Raw genomic sequence first — 22,523 nt, 5'->3', positions numbered from 1 at the left:
ATGCTGAATATCATTGTCAAAAAAATAATTTCTTTTTATTAAGTATGGGAATAAAAAATACAGGAAAGAAGGTCACCTCTTATTGATTGTATGATGATTTTTAATGATTTTACTTAAAAATCAATAATTTGTCTTTAAAAGAAAACCTATTAACTTAAATACAAAGAAAATTTTAGCTCTTAACATGACAAAATGTAAAGTATTTTTATTCGAATCTATTTGAAGAGGGATAAGAAGTTTTGGCATCTTAGAGAAGCACTTAATGTAAGCTTTTTGCAATTTTATCTGGAGAAGATAAAAAGAAAAATTCTGGCTTTGCTAGATTTTAATATGTAATAAGGCTTTTAAACATGAGGGAATGATAGGGGATACATTTCCATTAAAGATAATGAGAATTATAAGGTAAAATTCTCAATTTCTTTACAGAGCTAAAACTTAGAATTTTTTAGTAAATTTTTATAGAGTTTTAGAATCACATTTTATAAAAATTCTTAAAGGATGTTTTTTGATTATTCTCAATAAAGCTTCAGTAAATGAAGCTTTATTGATTTCTTTTTTTAATTTGCACGTTCATCTATAGGAACATAGTTACGCATGGCATAGCCTGTGTAGAGTTGTCGAGGACGACCAATTTTTTGTTCAGGGTCTTCAATCATTTCTTTCCATTGCGCCACCCACCCGACACTGCGTGCCAATGCAAAAAGGACAGTAAACATTTCAGTTGGAAAACCTAGAGCTTTTAATGTAATGCCGGAATAGAAATCAACATTGGGATAAAGCTTTTTTTCGATAAAATATTCATCATTTAAAGCGATTTTTTCAAGTTCTATTGCAATATCAAGAAGCGGGTCATCTTGAATGTTGAGTTCTTTTAAAACTTCATGACAAGTTTTTTGCATGATTTTTGCACGTGGATCATAATTTTTATAGACACGGTGCCCAAAGCCCATGAGGCGGAAAGGATCATTTTTATCTTTTGCACGTGCAATAAATTCAGGAATTCTTTTAATAGAACCTATTTCTTGGAGCATTTTTAGACATGCTTCATTGGCACCACCATGTGCTGGTCCCCAAAGGCATGCAACACCTGCTGCAATACAGGCAAACGGATTAGCACCCGAGGATCCAGCAAGACGCACTGTAGATGTAGAAGCATTTTGTTCATGATCTGCATGAAGGATAAAGATTTGATCCATCGCCCGGGCAAGCACTGGGTTTATTTTATATTCTTCACAAGGAACAGCAAAGCACATATGGAGGAAATTTGCAGCATAACTAAGATCATTGCGTGGATAAACAAAGGCTTGTCCGATACTGTATTTATAGGCCATAGCAGCAAGCGTTGGAACTTTTGAGATAAGACGTACAGAAGCAATCATTCTCTGGTGAGGATCTGTAATATCAATAGAGTCGTGATAGAACGCAGACATAGCGCCAAGGCAGGCAACCATAACAGCCATAGGATGAGAGTCACGACGGAAGCCGTGAAAAAAACGTGAAAACTGTTCGTGGACCATGGTATGCTGCATAATACATCGATCAAAGTCATTTTTTTCTTGCTGTGTTGGGAGTTCACCATAAAGGAGAAGATAACAACTTTCGAGAAAATCTCCTTTTTCAGCCAATTGGTCGATAGGATAACCACGATAAAGCAATATACCTTTATCACCATCAATATAAGTAATTTTTGATTCACAAGAAGCTGTTGAAGTAAACCCCGGATCATAAGTAAAAATACCAGTTTTTTTGTAGAGAGAAGCAATTTCGATGACTTCGGGTCCACTTGTGCCTTTACGCAGGGGAAGTTCTACTTTTTTATCATTCACAATAATATGTGCGCTATTCTCAGACATTCGGTATTCCTTTCAGATCCTTCGCTTCTAAAAATTAAGACTCTGCTTCATCAGAGTAGGAGATATACAATAACTGAAGCTTTTCTTACTTATATTAAGGGTAGATTGCCTCTAAAAGTGAGTACATGCAATCTAAAAATATTTCCTTATTGATCATTATTACTCAATAGGAAATGTATTTCAATGATGTAACATAAAAAACTCTTTTAGATCGTGTTGAGATATCTGTATAGAGGCTCATTTGAGGAGATATATTCAGTACCCATTATGAGCATATTGTTGTGATAAGTTGGTCCTTGATGCGATAAAGGGATTCATCGCGTCCTAATAAAACAAGAATATCCAAAACACCTGGCGATGTTGCACATCCTGTAAGAGCTGCGCGAAGTGGTTGGGCGATAGATCCAAATTTGAGATTCTGTGTTTGTACATAAGAGCGAAGAATTTCATCTAGAACGTTCGTATCCCAAGAAGAGCAATCTTTCAGGGCAAGATAAAGATCGTTTAAAATGGTTCGTCCATTTTTATCTAAGAGCATTTTTGCTTTTTCATCAAGCTGTAAGGGGCGTTGCGTAAAAATGAAGGCGGCATTGTCAATTAGTTCACACAGTGTTTTTGAACGTTCTTTTAAATGTGGAATTGCTTTTAAAAATTGAACACGGCGTTTTTCATCAAGTCTTTCAATGATTTGTGTCCCCCTATCGGTTTCTGGTAGGATATCGAGAGCGTTATCAAAAAGTTCTTGATCATTGCTCATGCGCATATAGTGTCCGTTGATGGAATCGAGCTTTTTGAGATCAAAACGAGCAGCACCTTTGTTAATATCCTCAATATCAAACCAAGAAATCATATCTTCGAGTGACATAAGTTCATCATCACCATGACTCCAACCTAAACGGACAAGGTAATTGCGCAGAGCACCAGGCAGATATCCCATAGTTCGGTAGGCATCCACACCCAGCGCACCATGCCGCTTTGATAATTTTGCGCCGCTTTCACCATGGATAAGAGGGATATGTGCCATAACAGGAATGTCCCATCCCATTGCTTTAAAGATAATCGTTTGTCGGGCTGCGTTGGTAAGATGATCGTCACCACGTATGATATGTGTGATCCCCATATCATGATCATCAACGACAACGGCATGCATATAGGTAGGTGAACCATCAGAACGCAAAATAATGAAGTCATCGAGATCTTTATTAGGGAAACGAACATCACCTTGAACACGGTCATGTACGATCGTTTCTCCATCTTGAGGGGCTTTGATGCGAATAACAGGCTTAACACCTTTAGGAGCTTCAGAACTATCACGGTCGCGCCAACGTCCATCATAACGTGGTGGGCGCCCTTCTGCACGGGCTTTTTCACGCATTTCAGCTAACTCCTCAGGTGAAGCATAACAATAATATGCTTTACCATTCTTGACCAACTGTTCAGCGATTTGGCGGTGACGTTCTGCACGTTCGAATTGCGAAATAGGGGCGCCATCATAACTAAGACCCATCCAGTGCAAGCCATCTATAATGGCTTTTACAGCTGCTTCTGTTGAACGCTCTCGGTCTGTATCTTCAATTCGTAAAAGCATTTTTCCACCGGTATGTTTTGCATAAAGCCAATTAAAAAGAGCAGTACGAGCACCACCAATATGAAGGAAGCCAGTGGGTGAAGGGGCAAAACGAGTAATAACAGACACGAATATTTTCCTTTAAACTAAGATATTACTTATGGAATTTTATAGAAAAGTCATGTTAGCATAAGTGATGGGGCGTGCAATAGCCGTATTGCGAGTTAAAGTGGGGGACTGATGTTTTATAAAAGTAAAGAGGGTTTATCCGAAAAATCTGTTACAGAAGAAAAAAAGCCATGTCAGATAGGGCAGAGTGTTTTTTCTAGATATGATGATGCAAAGAATGGTGGCTATAACCAACAAAAACTTTTTTTATGGACACTCTTAAAAGAAGTAATCATTTTTTTTCGCAAATGGTTAGAAGATTGTATCAATAAAGAAGTTTCTTTTGGTATCCTTTTTTCGCTGATTTTAGTCTTTTTTGCCCTAGGAATCATTTTCTATTTTCATTTAGAGTGGGAACCAACTTGGGGACAATTGGGGGCGTTGGTCAGTATTTTTCTCGCAATATTCTATGGTGCACGTTTTTATCGAAAAATATGGATTCCCGTGGGGTTTCTGTTTTGTATTATATTGGGTGCTTTAGCGGCAAAAATAGAAACGTGGCGTATTGCAACACCCATGCTAAGCAGTGACATTGTCACTACATTGACGGGAAGAATTGTTTCTATTGAGTCAGGTGCCAAAGGAGGATTTCGTTTAGTTTTGGATATTTTGAGTACAGAAAAGCCCGTATTACGCCATAGTCTTCTTCGTGTTCGTTTATCGGCAAGATATTTGCCATCTGGCTTAGCGATTGGTGATGGACTGCATGGAAAAGTGAGGATGCGTGCATTCTCTGGGCCGGTGCGTCCAGGAGGCTACGATTTTAGTTTTCATAATTATTTTAAAAGAATTGGAGCACAAGGCGTTTATTTAGGAAAACCAAGAAAAATATCCGTTTCGCAGCCTGATGGAATATTCGCTATCATTCTACAGAAAATTGAAAATTTACGCACGAAGATGACACAAAGAATCCGTATAGCCCTTGAAGGAGAAAAGGGGAGCGTTGCAGCTGCTCTCATAACAGGGCAGCGTGCTGGTATTTCAAATGAGACAAATGAAGCATTACGTACAGCTGGATTAGCCCATATTTTATCAATATCAGGTTTACATATGGCGTTGTTAAGCGGTATAGTTCTTTTGAGTATCCGTAGTTTTTTAGCATTTTTTCCAGTTTTTTCTTCCTATTATTCCAGTAAAAAATTTGCTGCTATCGTTGCGTTTATGATAACAGCTTTTTATTTATTATTGTCAGGCTTAGCAATATCAGCGCAAAGAAGTTTTGTGATGATTGCTGTTATGTTGGTTGCTATATTGTGTAATCGCTCTGCTATAACAATGCGTAATTTTTCCATTGCAGGGTTGATAACTCTGGCGATGACACCCCATGAAATATTAGGTCCTAGCTTTCAAATGTCCTTTTCTGCGACTGCTGCTTTGATTGCTTTTTTTGATTGGTGGAGTGGAAGATCATTTTTTCGTAAAAGAAAAACAACACCCTCTTATGTTGGAGGAGGAGTGATAAATTTTGTTTTCTCATCGATGCTTTCAACATGTGCTTCTTCCTTTGTTGCAGGGAGTGCAAGTGGAATTTATGCTGCTTATCATTTTTCTAATATGGCATCTTTGAGCATTATTAGTAATGCTTTTGCTTTGCCTGTCATCTCAATTTTTGTCATTCCCTTTGGATTAATCGCAGTTCTTGCAATGTTAGGAGGATTCGAATGGCTTCCTCTTCAAATTATGGGTTTTGGAGTTGATCTTGTAATAAAGATTGCACATGCTATCAAGGCTATTTCTCCTGATTTGAATCCTGGTTTTATGCCGTTATCAGCGTTAGTTTTATTGAGTATAGGCTTGGTTGGACTGACTTTTTGCAAAACACCCATCCGGCTCTTTTTTAGTTTGTTTATTTTGGCAGGTATTTCTATTTGTATAATGCATTCTCCTGTACAACTGATTATAGCAGATAATATGCGTCTCGTGGGCGTTATCCATGATAAAAAATTATATATTGATCGTTACCATATTTCTAAGTTCACGACATCCATATGGGAAAAGTCATTTCGTGTGAATGAAACGATTAAACCAACAAAATATGGTCCTTCGTTGCACGGACAATTTATTTGTGATTATCATGTATGTACATCTTTATTGGATAATGGATTAAAAGTGATCGTTTTACAGAGAGAAACAGATCAATGTGTAGAGGCAGATATTCTCATTCAGACATTTGTAATGCATAATCCAACTTGTTACAAGAAGGCAAAAATAATATTTATACCTCAGCAATTGTTATCACGAGGAAGCGTTATGATGACCAAAAGTGGGGATATTATTTGGTCTTCACTAGGGTTTCATAGACCATGGAATATACACAGACAGTATTCACAAAAAAACATATAATTTATCACATTTTTCTTCATATCTGGATAATGACAAAACAAAAAATAATAGAAGACTTTTCTGGTCATATTTTGCGTTTTTTCAATTGGTAAGTTTATCAACGTCATCTTGAATGAGAAAAATGCTAACAAATTTTCTTAAAGAAATAAAAAAGATAATTGTTGATTATTCTATTTTATTCTTATCATATATTTCTATAACGAGTAACATCTCTTCAAGCAAAAGATGACGGTAAATTTAAATAGATTACGTCAAGAGGTTATCTTTTATTATCATTATTATCGGTGGTAATAGGGGGATAAATGTTGCTTACGGAAAAAGGCAAAATCATTCATGAATGTTCAGCAGTTAAAAAAAATGGCAGCTATTAAAGCGCTTGAGTTTGTTGAAGATGGTATGCGGCTTGGTATCGGATCTGGTTCGACAGTCAATGAATTTATTCGTCTTCTAGGTGAGCGTGTTGCGGATGGTTTGCGGGTGACTGGTGTTGCTACTTCAAAATATTCTGAACAACTCTGTCGTAAGTTTGGAGTGCCTGTTAGCACTTTAGAACAAATACCTGAGCTTGATCTTGATATTGACGGAGCAGATGAAATTGGTCCTGAGATGATGCTCATTAAAGGGGGAGGGGGAGCATTGTTGTATGAAAAAATTGTGGCATCGGCATCTCGTGCAATGCTTGTCATTGCGGATGAAACAAAGGTGGTAAAAAGACTTGGTGCTTTTGCACTACCAATTGAAGTTAATCCATTTGGTATCCACACAACATGCAAAGCCATTGAAAAAGTCGCTGATGATTTAGGGCTTTCTGGGAAAATTTCATTGCGAATGAATGGAAAAGATCCTTTTGAAACAGATGGTGGTCATTTTATTCTTGATGCATTTTGGGGCTGCATTTTGCAACCAAAACCATTATCGGATGCACTTCTTGCTATTCCTGGTGTTGTTGAGCATGGCCTTTTTTTGGGGTTGGCTTCACGTGCAATTGTCGCTATGGCTGATGGTCAAATAAAAATTTTAGAACCGTTTGATTTTTAGAAAAGGCATTTACATGATGATATGTTAGCACAGTAAAAAGGGTCTTAAAGATTTTAGGTAGAATAACAAATTAAAATTATAATTAGCTATCGGGGTAATCATTAAATGAGAATAATATTTTCTTTTCAGCGTTTTGTCGTATATTTTGGTGCAATCGCTATTTTTTTTGTGAATGTTGGAATGGTTTATGCACAAGGTGTGAGTGATCAACATTTGGCTTCAGCGCGAAAGGCAATCAGAGCTATTCATGCAACGGATCAATTTGATAGTTTTTTACCAAATGCGGTCCATGATTTCAAAAATGAACTGATCAGCGATGATCCGAATTTGGCAACAGCTATTTCTGATATTGTTGATAAGCAGGCGCTTGCTTTAATTAAAAGGCGCTCTGATCTAGAAAAAGAGATTGCTCATGTGTACGCAAAATATTTTACTCAAAAAGAGCTTGATGCGATAACAACATTTTATAATTCTGATACCGGTAAAAAGTTTTTGACAGAAGTCCCTAATATTGCACGTGATTCTTATTCAGCATTTGATATATGGCGTACTGCTCTTATGCGGGATCTTGTAGAAAATGTGAAAAAAGAGATGTCTGAAACACTTAATTTGAATAATTCTACTATGCCTACAAATATGCCTATAAAATCAGAATCTTCAAAAAATAAAAAATAGCTTGATCGATATCATGACAACAATGGGCAATTTCTGATTTTTTTAATAGCGGCGGTTTTCCCGCCGTTTTTAATATTTTAATGAGATTAGGTCTTTTTAGAATACTGTTTTATAAAAAAGGCTTCTTCAAAAGAAAAAAAGACTTTCATTTGATAATAAAAGACCTTAGCCTACTCTTGCAGCTATATAAGAAGGAATAATTCGTGGGCTCTTTTGATTTTGATTTATTTGTTATTGGAAGTGGTTCTGGTGGAGTGCGTGCAGCACGGCTTGCTGGAGGTCTTGGCAAGCGGGTCGCTATAGCAGAGGAATATCGTATAGGGGGCACTTGTGTTATTCGTGGTTGCGTTCCCAAAAAACTTTATGTTTATGCATCACAATATGTAAAAGAATTTAAGAAAAGTGTTGGTTTTGGGTGGGAATATGCGGATCCAATTTTTAGCTGGGACAAGTTGGTTGCAGCTAAAAATAAAGAAATATCAAGGTTAGAAGGGCTGTATCGTAAGGGATTAGAAAATAACAATGTGCATATTTATGAAAGTCGTGCTACTTTTATAGATGATCACACATTAGAGCTTTCTGCTACGGGTGAGCGGGTAAGTGCAGAAAAAATTTTGATTGCAACGGGAGCAAAATTTGCACAAAATACTCCCATAGAAGGTGGTGAATTTTGCCTTACTTCTAATGAGATTTTTGACCTTGATCAACTCCCAAAATCAATAGTCATTGTTGGTGGAGGGTATATTGGTGTTGAATTTGCTAATATTTTTCATGAATTAGGTGTAAAAACAACACTCCTCCATCGGAGTGATTTAATCCTTCGTAATTTTGATCATGATTTGCGGCAATTGCTCAGCGATGCGATGATTGAAAAAGGGATTTCTATTCTCTACGGAATAACAATTTCTAAAGTGCAGGCTGCAGAAAATTGTTATGAAGTTGTTTTATCCAATGGGAAAATAATCAGTGCCGATCAGATTATGTTGGCTACGGGGCGTGTACCAAATACAACGGGTTTAAGACTTGATAGGGCAGGTGTTCAAGTGGATGAATTTGGTGCAGTTGTTGTTGATGAGAAAATGACAACAAATATCCCTCATATTTGGGCTGTTGGTGATGTAACAGGTCATATTCAATTAACACCTGTTGCGATTCATGATGCAATGTGTTTTGTTAAGACAGCATTTGAGAATATTCCCACAACACCTGATTATGATTTAATTACAACAGCAGTTTTTTCACAGCCAGAGATTGGAACAGTTGGTCTTTCAGAAGAAGAGGCGGTAAAGCGTTATAAGCGTCTTGAAATTTATCGTACAGTTTTTCGTCCTATGCGTAATGTTCTTTCTGGTAGTTCAGAGAAAATGCTTATGAAACTCATTGTTGATGGTGAAAGCCGTATTGTTGTGGGCGCTCATATTTTAGGGGAAAATGCTGGTGAGATGGCTCAGCTTATAGGGATATCTCTCAAGGGTAAGCTGACGAAGGATATCTTTGATGAGACGATGGCAGTGCATCCAACGATGGCAGAAGAATTGGTAACAATGTATAAACCAAGTTATATATATGAAAATGGGAAGAAAATAGAAAGTTAAACAGCATATATTATGGTAAAAAGTTTTTGATATGCCAAGCTGTAAGTTTAGTCTTTAGAGAGAGTGTAATGATAAAAGAATGGGCGCCTGACTCTTGGAGAAAAAGGCCAATTAAACAAGTTCCGACTTATCCGGATAAGTCTATGTTAGAAAATGTTGAACGAAAACTGAGAAGCTATCCTCCTTTAGTTTTTGCCGGTGAAGCTCGTGATTTAAAAAATGAATTAGCAGCTGTTGCAAAAGGACAAGCTTTTTTATTGCAAGGTGGTGATTGTGCCGAAAGCTTTGCAGAACATGAAGCTGATAATATCCGAGATTTTTTTCGTGTGTTTTTGCAAATGGCGATTGTTTTAACCTTTGGTAGTTCTAAACCCGTTGTTAAAATTGGTCGTATTGCTGGTCAATTTGCAAAGCCACGCTCTTCTGATATCGAAAGCAAAGAAGGGATTGAACTTCCTGCTTATCGGGGGGATATTATTAATGGCATTGAATTTGGCGCCGATTCTCGTATTCCGGATCCACAACGGATGTCTATGGCTTATCGCCAATCTGCGGCAACGCTTAATCTATTGCGTGCTTTTTCACAAGGTGGCTATGCTAATTTAGAAAATGTTCACACATGGATGTTGAGTTTTGTTTCTAACAGTCCGCAGGGGGAACGTTATGAATTATTGGCAGAGCGTATTTCTGAAGCAATTGATTTTATGCGTTCTATAGGGATTACATCCAAAACGCATTCTTCATTACGTGAAACATCTTTTTATACTAGTCATGAAGCGCTTTTACTTGGTTATGAAGAGGCTTTGACGCGGATTGATTCAACTTCAGGAAATTGGTATGCAACATCTGGCCATATGTTATGGATTGGTGACCGTACACGACAGATTGATCATGCTCACGTTGAATATTGCCGTGGCATTGAAAACCCTATAGGATTAAAGTGTGGTCCTTCCATTGAGCCTGATGAGCTTTTAAAATTAATTGATATTCTAAATCCTGAAAATGAGCTGGGGCGGCTTACACTTATTACGCGCTTTGGTTATGATAAGGTTGAAAGTTATCTGCCTAAACTCATCCGTGCCGTTGAACGCGAGAAGCGTGCGGTTATATGGTCATGTGATCCAATGCATGGCAATACAATTACTGCCAATGGTTATAAGACGCGTCCCTTTGATTATGTTTTAAAAGAAGTCGAGAATTTTTTTGCCGTGCATCATGGAGAGGGAACTTATCCAGGAGGCATACATATTGAGATGACAGGTCGTGATGTTACTGAATGTACAGGAGGGGCGCATGCCATTTCTGTGGACGATTTGTCTGATCGTTATCATACGCAATGTGATCCACGGTTAAATGCAGATCAAGCGTTAGAATTGGCTTTTCTTGTTGCTGAACTCCTTAAAAAAAATCGTGCCACTGACTCGTTAGAAATTGCTGCTGAGGGGTAGGCAAAAAATGGCCTAATATTTTTTAGGTCATTATGGCAGAAGAGAATTTTTTAAAAGTGATATTTCCGATGATGAAAAATAAAGTTGTGGTTGCCAAACTGATGAAGTGATAAAAAGGCTTATGAAAAATGATTTTCGGGTAGCAATTGCCCAATTAAATCCTATTGTTGGTGATATTGAGGGGAATTTTTCTCTAGCTGTTATGGCACATCAAAAGGCTAAAGAAGAGGGGGCTGATCTTGTTTTATTCTCGGAGCTTTTTATAAGCGCTTATCCGCCGGAAGATCTTGTTCTAAAACCTGCTTTTACAAAAACATGTGAAGAGGCCATTGAGAAATTAGCAAAAGTAACCGTAGGCGGACCAGGTATTGTCATCGGTCTTCCATTAAGACGCAATGGCAAAATTTATAATGGTGTCATGCTTCTTGATGAAGGGAGAGTCATTGCCGAAAGCTTAAAGTTTGATTTACCTAATTATGCCGAATTTGATGAAAAGCGTCTATTTTCTTCCGGTCCACGTCCTGAGCTTATTATTTATCATGGAATCAAATTGGGAATAGTCATTTGTGAAGATCTTTGGAATGATTTCTCTCTTAGTACAGAGCTTAAAGATAAAGGGGCTGAGATTATTCTTGTCCTTAACGGATCTCCTTATTATCGTAATAAAACATTAAAACGTATAGACGTTGTTCATACGCAGGCTCTACAATCTGGAGTGCCAATTATCTACGCTAATCAAGTAGGTGGTCAAGATGAGCTCGTTTTTGATGGTGGGTCTTTTGCCTTGAATGGACAAGGAAAAAAGATATTTCAAATGAAACACTTTGATAGCCATATTGCTTTAAGCCATTGGCAAAAAACAACGACGGGATGGCACTGTATTTCAGGTCCTAATGAAAGTCTTCTCAATGGATTAGCGGCTGATTATCAAGCTTGTGTTTTGGGATTAAAAGATTACGTTAATAAAAACGGCTTTAAGGATGTTATTCTTGGTCTTTCAGGAGGAATTGATTCAGCCCTGTGTACGGCAATGGCGGTGGATGCTCTTGGTGCTGAGAGGGTTCGCACCATTATGATGCCCTATCATTATACTTCGCAAGAGTCATTAAAAGATGCCAAAGAATGTGCTGATCTTTTGGGATGTCGTTATGAAATCATACCGATTGCACAACCTGTTGAGGCTTTTTTAAAGACAATGGCCCCTGTTTTTTCAGGGTTACCCTCTGACGTCACAGAAGAAAATCTTCAAAGTCGTATACGCGGTACACTTTTAATGGCGCTTTCAAATAAATTCGGCTCAATGGTGGTAACGACAGGCAATAAGTCAGAAATGGCTGTGGGATATGCAACACTGTATGGGGATATGAATGGCGGGTTTAATCCTCTTAAAGATATTTATAAAATGCAGGTTTATGCATTAGCGGAGTGGCGCAATAAAAATCACTTGCACAATTTGAGAGGACCAGAAGGAATGATCATTCCATCCAATATTATAGAAAAAGCACCCTCTGCAGAGCTGCGGGAAAATCAAAAAGATGAAGATTCTCTTCCGCCTTATCCTATTTTAGATGATATATTACAATCTCTTGTAGAAAATGACATGAGTATTTGTGATATTGTTAGACGTGGACATTCACGAGAAACTGTTGCGAAAGTTGAACAGCTTCTTTATGGTGCCGAATATAAAAGGCGTCAATCTGCGCCTGGTGTAAAAATCAGTTACAAGAATTTCGGACGCGATCGTCGCTATCCCATAGTCAATCATTTTCGCGATAAAAATTGAGTATTATTTTATGGTTAAAGTTCGTTTTGCTCCCTCTCCAACAGGTTATATTCATATTGGCAATATCCGTATTGCGCTTTTCAATTGGCTTTATGCGCAAGCGTATAAGGGAGAATTTGTTTTGCGCTATGATGATACAGATATTGAGCGTTCTAAACAAGAATATATCGATGCTATTGCTGCTGACCTTGAATGGCTCGGTATTCAACCAGATGCAATTTATTACCAATCCAAGCGATTTAATCGATATGATGAAGTGGCAGAAATTCTCAAACAACGTGGTCTTCTTTATCCTTGTTATGAGACAACAGAGGAATTAGAGCGGCGTCGTAAAATCCAGCTTTCACGCAAATTGCCTCCTATTTATGACCGTGCAGCATTGAAGTTGACAGAAGAAGACAAAAAAAACTTTGAATTACAAGGTCGTAAACCGCATTGGCGTTTTCTTCTTCCTAATTTTGAAAGTGATCCTTTGCAAACAAAGAGAACAGAAGTTTGCTGGAATGATGCCGTAAAGGGAAAGCAGACGATTGATTTGGCTTCTCTTTCAGATCCTGTTCTTATTCGTAAAGATGGAACCTATCTTTATACATTGCCGTCTGTTGTGGATGACGCAGATATGGCCATTACACATATTATTCGTGGGGATGATCATATTACAAATACAGGGGTTCAGATTGCTCTTTTTAAAGCTCTCAATGCAGAATTACCTGTTTTTGGTCATACCAATTTATTGGCAACAGTTTTAGGAAAAGGATTTTCAAAACGCAATAATGATCTTTCTATTCGTTCTCTACGAGAAGAAGGATTTGAATCTATAGCTGTTCAGTGTCTTGCTGTTTTGATTGGGACATCACAAAATGTACATCCCTATCCCCATCAAGCAGCACTTTTAGAGCATTTTAATTTACAAGATACATCAAAATCGGTTGCAAAATTTGATATTGCTGATCTTTGTACTTTGAATAGTCATCTTGTTCATGAACTAAGTTATGAAAACGTTAACATGCGCCTTAAAAAACTTTCTATTGAAGGAGATAAGGCGGAATATTTCTGGAACGCGGTAAGAAGCAATATTGATAAAGTCAATGATGCTGTCTTATGGTGGAAAATCATTCATGATGAACAGAATTTTGACACAGTAGCATTAGAGGATTGTGAATTTGTGCGTCAATCACTCGATTTCTTACCTGAAGGTGCTTTGAATGAGGAAAGTTGGAAAATTTGGACAACCGCATTAAAAGAAAAAACAGGTCGGAAAGGAAAGTCTTTATTTATGCCATTACGTCAAGCACTTACCGGCATGGATCATGGACCTGAAATGGGAAAGCTTTTGCAGCTTTTAGGGCGTGAAAAGGTAATAGAAAGACTCTCTAAGAAATAAGAGAAACTTTTAAAAGGCATTTTTTATTTACTTTATGCTTACAGAAAGTAAAGGACAAGTCTATCTACGCGTTTTTATGAGCATGAATGCAGGAATATCATCACCAAATCCAAGGGGCGTGTAATTTTTATTTTTTCGTGGGCGCTGTTGTTCAGGTGGGTTTTCTTTATTATTCACGCTTTTGATATAATCTATTTTATTCTCTTTTGCAGATTTTTTAATGTGAGCAACAGGCTCTTTGGGAGCAGTTTTCTTTGAAGATTTTGAAGACCTTTTCTTTACAACAATATCTTCTGTTTGATCATCAGTTATTAAAGTCGAGAGATCTCCATTGAGCCATTCAATTTTTTCATTACTCATTTCCTCGATGGCATTGATATATTTTTGATCAGCTTTTGTAACGATTGTAAAGGCTTTTCCGCTGCGATTTGCACGTCCTGTACGACCAATTCGATGGATATAGTCTTCAGCATGTGTAGGAACATCATAGTTAAATACATGACTTACAGCTGGAATATCGAGTCCACGGGCAGCAACATCAGAAGCAACCAGAAGTGTAAGTTTATTATTTTTAAAATCGGCTAGGGTGCTCATGCGTGAATATTGGTCCATATCTCCATGCAATGCACCTACATTAAAGTTATGTTTAATGAGTGATCTAAAAAGTTCAGAGATATCTCTCTTGCGATTACAGAAAATAATAGCGTTTTGAAGCTCTGCACCTTCATTTTGGATAAGTTCTCGTAGAACTGCTCTTTTGTCCCATGATTTATTTCCAGATTTGACAAGCCGTTGTGTAATTGTGGTGGCTGTTGAGGAAGCTTTTGTAACTTCAACAGCTACTGGGGAATGTAAAAACTGTTTCGTTAGTTTTGTAATTTCTGGTGCCATTGTTGCAGAAAAGAACAAAGTTTGACGCGTAAAAGGGGTTAGCTTACAGATGCGTTCAATATCAGGAATAAAGCCCATGTCCAACATGCGATCAGCTTCATCAATAACAAGGATCTCAACGCCCATCAGGAGCAATTTACCACGCTCGAAATGATCAAGAAGGCGCCCTGGTGTTGCTATAAGAACATCAGCTCCCCGTTCAAGTTTGCGATCTTGGAGTTCAAAAGAAACACCACCAATCAAAAGAGCAACATTTAAACGATGGTTTATTCCGTATTTATCGAAATTTTCTTCAACTTGAGCTGCAATTTCCCGTGTTGGTTCTAAGATGAGCGTACGGGGCATTCGTGCTCTTGCACGACCTTTCTCAAGGAGAGTGAGCATAGGCAATACGAAAGAAGCAGTTTTACCTGTTCCCGTTTGAGCGATTCCTAGAACATCTTTTCTTTGAAGGACATGCGGAATTGTTTCACTTTGAATAGGTGTTGGAACGGTATATCCCGCTGATTTTACGGCATTAATAACCTTTGCGGAAAGACCTAAATCATCAAAACTGTTTAAAGATGGTATCATTTTTTTATCAACTGCTCTGTGATTTTAACTGCGTTATCTAAATGATAATTATAACCAATATTCTACACTCTTTAAAAGTGTTAAGATGTTTTTACAAAAAAATTAACTATAACAATCATATACACATAAAACGCATAATACAATCATTAATAGCGAAATTGTTCTGATAAAATGCGCTCATCCCATGAATGATTTGAGTCAAAAAGGATTGAAGCTGTTACTTCTGTTGCCATTGAAATAGTAACTGAATGGACAGATTTAACTTCAATATTATCTGCAGCAGCGTTGACAGGGCGTTTGTCAGGTTCAAGCATATCAAAGCGCACTGTTACTGTATTGGGAAGCAAAGCTCCATGCCAACGCCGAGGGCGAAAAGGGCTAACGGGAGTGAGGGCCATAAGGGGAGCCATAAGAGGTAAGATAGGTCCTTGTGCTGATAAATTATAGGCGGTTGATCCAGCTGGTGTGGCAACAAGAACACCATCACAATTTAATTGCTCCATGCGTACGTTGTTATCAATGGTGATACGAATTTTTGCTGCTTGATAAGATTGCCGAAAGAGGGATACTTCATTAATTGCAAGCGCCTCGATAGAATCTTGACATTCAGATTTTGCAATCATGCGCAGGGGATGGATTTCTTTTTTATGTGCGGCAGCAATACGATTGGGCAATTTTTTTTCATGAAATTCATTCATAAGAAATCCTACAGAACCTTGATTCATGCCATAAATAGGTTTGCCTGTGTTCATGACTTCTCGTACGGTTTGTAACATTGTCCCATCACCACCTATAGCAACAACAATATCAGTTTCTTCCAAAGAAGAATGACCATAAACGGAAATTAATTTATGGGTAGCTTTAACAGCCTCCTCAGTTTCTGCGGAAATAAAATGAAAGCGACTTGGTAATGTAGCCATTTAAAAATTATCCTGATACTTATAATTTATGTTGTAACTTATTTTTGAGAGTTTTGAAGTTGTAATAAAAGCTCTTTTTATAATAAAAAGAGCATTGAATAAAGAGAAGTTATTTCAAGGTAAAGTATCATTAAAAAGTAAAAGGAGTGCGTCGTTAGATAAATTACAAACAAGTAATTTTTTTATTAGAATGATAATTTAGCATTGAAGCTAAGAGTATGATTAGTTAAAAGACCATAACTGATTTTAATAATCAGTGTGAAGCACCCGTAGCTCAGCTGGATAGAGCGCTGCCCTCCGAAGGCAGAGGTCACAGATTCGAATTCTGTCGGGTGCACCAAATTCTTCAACTTCATATTATCCTAAATAACAATATTACCTAAAAAGAAGTCAATTTCCTCTTTTATGAAAATGGTTATTTGAATTGTTTATTAAGTTTTTTAGCGAATAAGCCAATGATTTTAAGAGAAGTAAAATTTACGGCTGCGTATATAATTCTTCGGTTAGGTATTTTGAATGTCGAGATAAAAGAGCAAGATTATCTAAATATGCTTTCAATTTAACTATAAACATTTATAACATAAAAATACATATTAATTCAATATGTTATTCTACAATTGATCAGGTGATGTTGATAGTAGATCGCTAAATATATTGTTTTGAGCATTAAAATAGATAGCTAAATTTGCGTTTATTCTATTTTTGGAGCTAAAGGCTGTTATGGTGAGATGGAACGCGGATGAGGAATATCACCAGTTAAAGGAATCATAATGGGGAAAAAGTAATCGTCAAGATTTGATTTTTTTCAAAACGCTGTATTCTGTATGGTTTTGGGAATGGGTATCTGACGATTTCTTTATACACCAATATTGCCAGTTATGTTAGATGAGGGATTGTTTACCTTTAATCAACTTTCTTATATACCGAGCGCTAATTATGGTGGTTATTTAGTTGGGAGTATGTTCTTTACATTTGGCAGAATTGGGAATATATCTCTTGCTCCTCACATACTATCTTGTGCAGCTATAGTAATGAGTGCACTTATTATTTTCATGGCGTTAACACTTGGTCCTTTTGATCCATTTGCTGCTGGTGTTGCGAGTGTAGCAATGATGGTTTTGGGGTCTATTCTGGTCATGCAGCATAGCCATAATGGGCGGATTATTGCTTCGCTTTATGCAGGTGTAGGAGTTGGTATTCGATTAGGTAATGAATATGTTATTATTAGCTTGAATATGACAACTATATCAAAAAAAACAACTCTGTTATTTCTTCTATTGCAAATGAAATCACTCCTGTTAATAAGAAAAAACCATCCCAAAAATATGAATTAACCAATCAAATAGATTTCGTGACTGGTCATATATTTTATATCGCATTCGTTCTTTAAACGATTTTGGTGATGTAAAAAAAGCGGTCTAGATGCTTTTATTGAAAATGAAAGAGCAATCTCTTTCATGATGGCAATTGCTGGGTTGCTGATAGTGTCTGTGTTGTAAAATATAGTCGTGTTTATGAAAATACAAGGGGCTATAGCAATACTGCCATTGGTGGCTATGTCTATGGCAATACCCTTATATGTGATAAAACCTATGTGTATTTTAGTGCTCATGTTTATGACAATGCTCATCTTTCTTATAACGGTTGAGTTTATCATTATGCGCGGGTTTATGGGAATGCAAAATTATCCGGTAGTGCACGTATTCATAGCAATGCTGCGGTTTATGAATCATGCTGTTGTTAGGAAAGGTTTACGGGCAATGATAGCATGGGGTGTCATACTGATGTGTATAGCTCTATTTACGGAAATGCCAAGGTCTCTGGTTATTTCGTGATTAGAGGTAATGTATATGGCAATGCAAGAATAAAAAGACATAGCGATTTATATTCGGTTCCCATAAATTGTGAGGTTTATGAAAGCGATAACATTATCAAGATTGATAAACAGAATAAATGACAGACGTGGGGGGCGCTTTTTTGATGATTATAAACGCGTCATAAAAGAAAGAATTCATAAAAGAAAGCCATACCAATTGATATGACGCTGCTTTTAAATAGAGGTGCTACAGATCATACAAAAGAAATCAATAATGAATGCATATATACAAAACATATCATATTGCAAGCGCTCTATTATATTGATTAAAACTGATCAAAAGGAACGTAAATGACAGATATGATCTTTAATCACTCATTTGAATTACAGAACCTATAAACACTTTATTTATGGCTATAAAACGTATTAAGAATAACGCTCTCATTTTTGAGGTGGTCATTTGACACAAAGTACATTATCAAAATGTTTCAACGCTTGGTAGGTTCATATTAAGACAATCAAGAGAAAATGCGTATTAAGTGAATATTTGCAACAAAATCCGTTGTTTATATTTACAAGCATTGGTTTTTAAAAGCAGCTTTTCAGAAGACAATAAACAACCGCTTTTTATAAAATCTAAGGCTTTTAAACTGTTATAAATCTAGGTTTCAAACGTTTTTATAGAGATATCATTTTATGTCTCTAAACGTTTAAACGTTCATTTAGTGAGGTTCTCATAAGCGTATTTTCACTTTGCATTTAAACATAACTTCTCTGCAAATAAGCCGGTCCATATTTGAGCTGGCAAAATTAACCAGCACAAATTCGAGCTCGTTAACTTTAGAATAGAGCATTCTTTAAACATTGTCGCTTTTGACTCAAAATTGAGTAAAACCCCATGCCTTTGTGATATGATTACAATTTTTTTAAATTTATCTGCTTATCTTTGTCTTAATAGGTATCCTTAAATTTGAGGGGACCTCATTTTCTTGCGTTATATCATTAAAAAGCTTTTGATTATCACAAGATATAACATTTGCATCATGATTTGCTTTTTATGGTCTATTCATACATGGTAATTGTTTATCAAAATGGTCAATTAAATTACGTATGAAAGTGTAGATTTTAAATGGGATTCATATAAAACAATTGTACACAAAATATTGACTTTATTGTATTTTTTATTGAACAAGATTCCATCTCGTTTAAACGTTTCATGAGAAATCACCAAAGACCTTATTGATAAGATTCTTCTCTTACACGGCGTTATCACTTTTGTTTGCAAAAATCTGCTTGTCTTTTGACTTTTGATATGGATACAACCTCTTTTGAGGTAGAGCAAAGAATTTTTTAATCATGGAGAGTGCAACAGTGCTCTTTAAAAATCTTGATTGGTTTGTTGAAAAAATTAAAGAGGCAGGTAATCATTTAATACGTTATCAACGACCAGATCATGAAGCGCAAATTCTTTACAATGGCGCAATTATCAAAGATTATCCGCAATTTGATGTTGGAGTTTCGATTAGTACTGGTATTTTAGCTGTTGCCTGCATGGTAATTGATCCCTATCAATTCTTAGCACTTACAAGATCTACAACTTGATTTTGATAAAAAGGGATTGAGAGTTTGTGAAGAAGAAATATATGCAGATTAGTTGGAATTAAGCTTGATTATATCTTGAAATAGGCGATGAAAAAAATAGATCTTCATAAATGCTTTTATTCCAGATATGGAGCACCATCTTGGTAAAAGAGTGAAGTTGGAGGCACATAAGGTTATCAAGGTAGATGATGCAGATTATAGCTTACTTCATATTGGTGCAGTGGCTTTATTGGGTGATGTTGCACCCTTACAATCTTATTATCAAAGTTTCAGTGCAGAGGATCATTTAGGCTTTGATGAAAACACCCAACAGATTCATCTGGAACGTGCATTGGCTTTAGCCAAAAAAGTAGTGAAATCTAAGCAGCTCAGCTACACTTTAATTAAAAAATTAGCAAAAAATATGAGCCATCTAGAAGAAAAACAAAGTTCTTAATAAGGGGTTTCCAGAGAGGTGGAGTCTCATTCTTGGAAGGAAAAAAATAGCTACATTTATCGAAACAAAAGATAAGGAATAGCTCCTTAAGAAATATCAAGAAGATCTAAAAAGATTATAGGAACCAGATTCTGCTTTAAAGCTGCCATCATCAGTTGAGTGAACTCAACAATGGTGGAGTTTTATCCATTGGCGGAAATCTGATGTTTGAAAGAGGCTTTCTTGATGTGAAGGTAATATTGTAATAAATAATTATATAAATCAAAATGTTGTATATATTCATTGTTTTGAGATTAATGACTATTGACAAATAATTTGCACCATTTTCTTTCTTCCAGCTTTTCGTCAATCATCAATGAAAACTTCTTGTAATGGAAAGTTCATTGATAACATAACTTTTGTATGTCATTATTTTAGGCTTAAAAAAATATAAAAATAATGAAATGCAATTAAGTCATCAACGGCTTATTATTTTCAATTTTTAATCATAAAAAAATCTTTTTATTCATCTTGCTTATAAAAAGAATTAGCTTTTTTCTGGTGATACAAGTGGAGAAATAAGGATTTTAGATATGTTTCGGCGTTCCATTTCAATCACTTTAAAGTGTAAACCATCCGTTTCAAAGCTTTCTCCCTCATTTGGTAAATGACCAAACTGCCAAAGCATAAAGCCTGCCAGAGTCGTATAACGATCTGCTTCATCTACAAGGTTACGCCCAAGATAACCACTTAAACGGCGGATATCAGCATATCCCTCAACAAGAAGACTGCCATTTTCAAGTTGTTCTGCGATCATGAGTTCTTCATCGTCATCAGGAAAGTCTCCTGCAATAGCTTCAAGAATATCAGTTGGTGTTGCAATTCCTTCAAAAGATCCATGCTCATCAACAATAATTGCAAGCTGAATCGAAGAATGACGTAACTGCTCCATCAATCGTAAAACACTTGTGTTTTCATGAACAACGAGGGGTTCTCGCATAGCTTTTTTCCAATTAATCTTTTTCCCCTCAGCCAAATTCAAAAGAAGATCTTTTGTCAACGCAACGCCAACAAATTCATCCACTTTTTCACGCGCAAGAATTAAGCGGCTATGTTTAACTTTTTGTAATTCTTCACGCATTTCATTTTCATCAGCATTTAAATCTAACCACTCAATCTCATTACGTGGCGACATGATAGAGCGAACAGGGCGATCAGCTAAATCGAGAACACCACGAATCATCTCCTTTTCTTCTGGTTTAAATAACTCAGAAGCAGCAGCCTGTTCAGCAATAACATCTACAGTCTCAGCAAGGTGACTATCTTTGCTTCCTCCTCCTAAGAGCCTCAAAACAGCATCAGCTGTTCTACTGCGTAGATCATTCGTTTTAATCATTTTTTCACGGTTACGACGTCCAATTTGATTAAAAGCTTCGATGAGAACAGAAAAACCAATAGCAGCATACAAATACCCTTTTGGAATATGAAAACCAAATCCTTCAACAATGAGAGTAAAACCAATCATCATCAAAAAACCAAGACAAAGGATTACAATAGTGGGATGACGATTAATAAAACGCATAAGAGCACCAGATCCGCACATCATTACTCCCATAGCAGCTATGACTGCGATATACATAACTGCTGCCTGCTCTTTTGCAATCATACCTGTTGCGGTAATAATACTGTCTAGTGAAAAAACGGCATCCAGCACCACGACTTGGACGATTACTTGCCAAAAAACAGCATAACCAAGACCTGTTTTTCTTTCATGTGATACCCCTTCTAACCTTTCATGTAATTCTAGCGTTCCCTTTGCTAGCAAAAAGGCTCCACCACCGATTAAAATAAAGCTATGCCAACTAAATACAAAAGATGAAAGTGAAAGAATGACCCTATCGAGTCTCATAACCCATCCAATAACTGTAAGAAGGAAAAGCCGCATAATTAATGCTAAAGTAAGACCTATAAAGCGTGCGCGGTCACGCAAATGCAGTGGCAATTTTTCAGCTAAAATTGCAATAAAGATAAGGTTATCTATTCCTAAAACAATTTCGAGAAAAACCAGCGTGATCAAACCAAACCACGCATGGGGATCAGTGATCCATTCCATCATTCCTTACCTTTTAGAAGCTTAAAAGCGCGCGATTGACAAAAAAAATTCATAGGCTTTTATTCGTATATTGGATCATGAACATTGTATGTAAGAAAACTTATATTCAAAGAAAAAAACAGCACAATATTGCTTGAATGCATGTGATTGTTGATAAAACAAAATGATGCCCCATCCCGCTTACAACCACAAGAAGGTCCCTCTAAATTTTGCTCGGGCATTATGCTCGATAATCCTCTAACTATAGGTTCTGTGTAACAATCAGAACATTTATTTATAAAGCTTCTTATAATGGGTTTATTTTTATATAAGATCAAGAGGTGAATATCATATTTTTAA

15 protein-coding genes and 1 tRNA gene are annotated in these 22,523 nt (G+C 36.6%); 11 read left to right on the top strand and 5 right to left on the bottom strand.

The window, feature by feature from the left end; genetic code table 11:
• Window positions 1-557 precede the first annotated feature (557 nt).
• Both gltA and gltX (ACFILW_RS05865) read right to left on the bottom strand, forming a co-directional pair.
• Window positions 558-1,853, bottom strand: coding sequence for a citrate synthase (gene gltA, locus ACFILW_RS05870; RefSeq protein WP_375623630.1), 1,296 nt, complete (start codon window positions 1,851-1,853; stop codon window positions 558-560).
• A 265-nt stretch (window positions 1,854-2,118) separates the two neighbouring features.
• Entirely contained in the window at window positions 2,119-3,549 is a 1,431-nt protein-coding gene (gene gltX, locus ACFILW_RS05865) for a glutamate--tRNA ligase (RefSeq protein WP_375685337.1), read from the bottom strand.
• Between the two features lie 111 nt (window positions 3,550-3,660).
• Between gltX (ACFILW_RS05865) and ACFILW_RS05860 the strand changes: the two genes are divergently transcribed.
• From ACFILW_RS05860 to gltX (ACFILW_RS05830), 7 genes are all read left to right on the top strand, one after another.
• The gene (locus ACFILW_RS05860) at window positions 3,661-5,931 is read left to right on the top strand and encodes a ComEC/Rec2 family competence protein (protein WP_375685336.1); all 2,271 of its coding nucleotides are present in this window, start codon (window positions 3,661-3,663) and stop codon (window positions 5,929-5,931) included.
• Window positions 5,932-6,264: 333 nt separating this feature from the next.
• Entirely contained in the window at window positions 6,265-6,969 is a 705-nt protein-coding gene (gene rpiA / locus ACFILW_RS05855; RefSeq protein WP_375623624.1) for a ribose-5-phosphate isomerase RpiA, read from the top strand.
• Between the two features lie 105 nt (window positions 6,970-7,074).
• The gene (locus tag ACFILW_RS05850; protein WP_375623622.1) at window positions 7,075-7,644 is read left to right on the top strand and encodes a DUF2059 domain-containing protein; all 570 of its coding nucleotides are present in this window, start codon (window positions 7,075-7,077) and stop codon (window positions 7,642-7,644) included.
• 203 nt (window positions 7,645-7,847) lie between these two features.
• Window positions 7,848-9,239, top strand: coding sequence for a glutathione-disulfide reductase (gor, locus tag ACFILW_RS05845; RefSeq protein WP_375685335.1), 1,392 nt, complete (start codon window positions 7,848-7,850; stop codon window positions 9,237-9,239).
• Window positions 9,240-9,307: 68 nt separating this feature from the next.
• The gene (locus ACFILW_RS05840) at window positions 9,308-10,687 is read left to right on the top strand and encodes a class II 3-deoxy-7-phosphoheptulonate synthase (RefSeq protein ID WP_375685334.1); all 1,380 of its coding nucleotides are present in this window, start codon (window positions 9,308-9,310) and stop codon (window positions 10,685-10,687) included.
• Between the two features lie 121 nt (window positions 10,688-10,808).
• Entirely contained in the window at window positions 10,809-12,470 is a 1,662-nt protein-coding gene (locus ACFILW_RS05835) for an NAD+ synthase (RefSeq protein WP_375685333.1), read from the top strand.
• Window positions 12,471-12,480: 10 nt separating this feature from the next.
• Entirely contained in the window at window positions 12,481-13,854 is a 1,374-nt protein-coding gene (gltX, locus tag ACFILW_RS05830; RefSeq protein ID WP_375623614.1) for a glutamate--tRNA ligase, read from the top strand.
• A gap of 60 nt (window positions 13,855-13,914) precedes the next feature.
• Here the strand turns inward: gltX (ACFILW_RS05830) and ACFILW_RS05825 are convergent, their stop codons facing one another.
• Window positions 13,915-15,318: a DEAD/DEAH box helicase gene (locus tag ACFILW_RS05825; protein WP_375623612.1), complete on the bottom strand. Its 1,404-nt coding sequence runs from the start codon at window positions 15,316-15,318 to the stop codon at window positions 13,915-13,917.
• A 146-nt stretch (window positions 15,319-15,464) separates the two neighbouring features.
• The gene (locus ACFILW_RS05820) at window positions 15,465-16,238 is read right to left on the bottom strand and encodes an NAD kinase (RefSeq protein WP_375623610.1); all 774 of its coding nucleotides are present in this window, start codon (window positions 16,236-16,238) and stop codon (window positions 15,465-15,467) included.
• Window positions 16,239-16,501: 263 nt separating this feature from the next.
• Between ACFILW_RS05820 and ACFILW_RS05815 the strand changes: the two genes are divergently transcribed.
• From ACFILW_RS05815 to ACFILW_RS05800, 4 genes are all read left to right on the top strand, one after another.
• Window positions 16,502-16,578: transfer RNA gene (locus ACFILW_RS05815), tRNA-Arg, on the top strand.
• Between the two features lie 538 nt (window positions 16,579-17,116).
• The gene (locus ACFILW_RS05810) at window positions 17,117-17,572 is read left to right on the top strand and encodes a YbfB/YjiJ family MFS transporter (RefSeq protein ID WP_375685332.1); all 456 of its coding nucleotides are present in this window, start codon (window positions 17,117-17,119) and stop codon (window positions 17,570-17,572) included.
• Window positions 17,573-19,425: 1,853 nt separating this feature from the next.
• Window positions 19,426-19,656 carry a hypothetical protein gene (locus tag ACFILW_RS05805; RefSeq protein WP_375623608.1) on the top strand — a complete coding sequence of 77 codons (231 nt, stop codon included), beginning with the start codon at window positions 19,426-19,428 and terminating at the stop codon, window positions 19,654-19,656.
• A gap of 151 nt (window positions 19,657-19,807) precedes the next feature.
• Window positions 19,808-20,092 carry a DUF6990 domain-containing protein gene (locus ACFILW_RS05800; RefSeq protein ID WP_375623606.1) on the top strand — a complete coding sequence of 95 codons (285 nt, stop codon included), beginning with the start codon at window positions 19,808-19,810 and terminating at the stop codon, window positions 20,090-20,092.
• Window positions 20,093-20,618: 526 nt separating this feature from the next.
• Here the strand turns inward: ACFILW_RS05800 and ACFILW_RS05795 are convergent.
• A complete protein-coding gene (locus ACFILW_RS05795; protein WP_375685331.1) occupies window positions 20,619-22,187 on the bottom strand; it encodes a TerC family protein in 1,569 nt (522 codons plus the stop codon).
• Window positions 22,188-22,523: the final 336 nt, after the last annotated feature.

It is taken from the genome of Bartonella sp. TT110JLCBS, assembly GCF_042193405.1.
GTDB lineage: Bacteria > Pseudomonadota > Alphaproteobacteria > Rhizobiales > Rhizobiaceae > Bartonella.
Note: the sequence above shows the minus strand (reverse complement) of the source record. Positions and strands in the feature narration are given on the sequence as shown.

What these genes read in the sequence shown, in the direction of transcription:
- gltA (WP_375623630.1), bottom strand. Translation starts at nt 1,853, where the DNA reads ATGTCTGAGAATAGCGCACATATTATTGTGAATGATAAAAAAGTAGAA.
- ACFILW_RS05860 (WP_375685336.1), top strand. Translation starts at nt 3,661, where the DNA reads ATGTTTTATAAAAGTAAAGAGGGTTTATCCGAAAAATCTGTTACAGAA.
- rpiA (WP_375623624.1), top strand. Translation starts at nt 6,265, where the DNA reads ATGAATGTTCAGCAGTTAAAAAAAATGGCAGCTATTAAAGCGCTTGAG.
- ACFILW_RS05850 (WP_375623622.1), top strand. Translation starts at nt 7,075, where the DNA reads ATGAGAATAATATTTTCTTTTCAGCGTTTTGTCGTATATTTTGGTGCA.
- ACFILW_RS05840 (WP_375685334.1), top strand. Translation starts at nt 9,308, where the DNA reads ATGATAAAAGAATGGGCGCCTGACTCTTGGAGAAAAAGGCCAATTAAA.
- ACFILW_RS05835 (WP_375685333.1), top strand. Translation starts at nt 10,809, where the DNA reads ATGAAAAATGATTTTCGGGTAGCAATTGCCCAATTAAATCCTATTGTT.
- gltX (WP_375623614.1), top strand. Translation starts at nt 12,481, where the DNA reads ATGGTTAAAGTTCGTTTTGCTCCCTCTCCAACAGGTTATATTCATATT.
- ACFILW_RS05825 (WP_375623612.1), bottom strand. Translation starts at nt 15,318, where the DNA reads ATGATACCATCTTTAAACAGTTTTGATGATTTAGGTCTTTCCGCAAAG.
- ACFILW_RS05820 (WP_375623610.1), bottom strand. Translation starts at nt 16,238, where the DNA reads ATGGCTACATTACCAAGTCGCTTTCATTTTATTTCCGCAGAAACTGAG.
- ACFILW_RS05810 (WP_375685332.1), top strand. Translation starts at nt 17,117, where the DNA reads ATGTTAGATGAGGGATTGTTTACCTTTAATCAACTTTCTTATATACCG.
- ACFILW_RS05795 (WP_375685331.1), bottom strand. Translation starts at nt 22,187, where the DNA reads ATGATGGAATGGATCACTGATCCCCATGCGTGGTTTGGTTTGATCACG.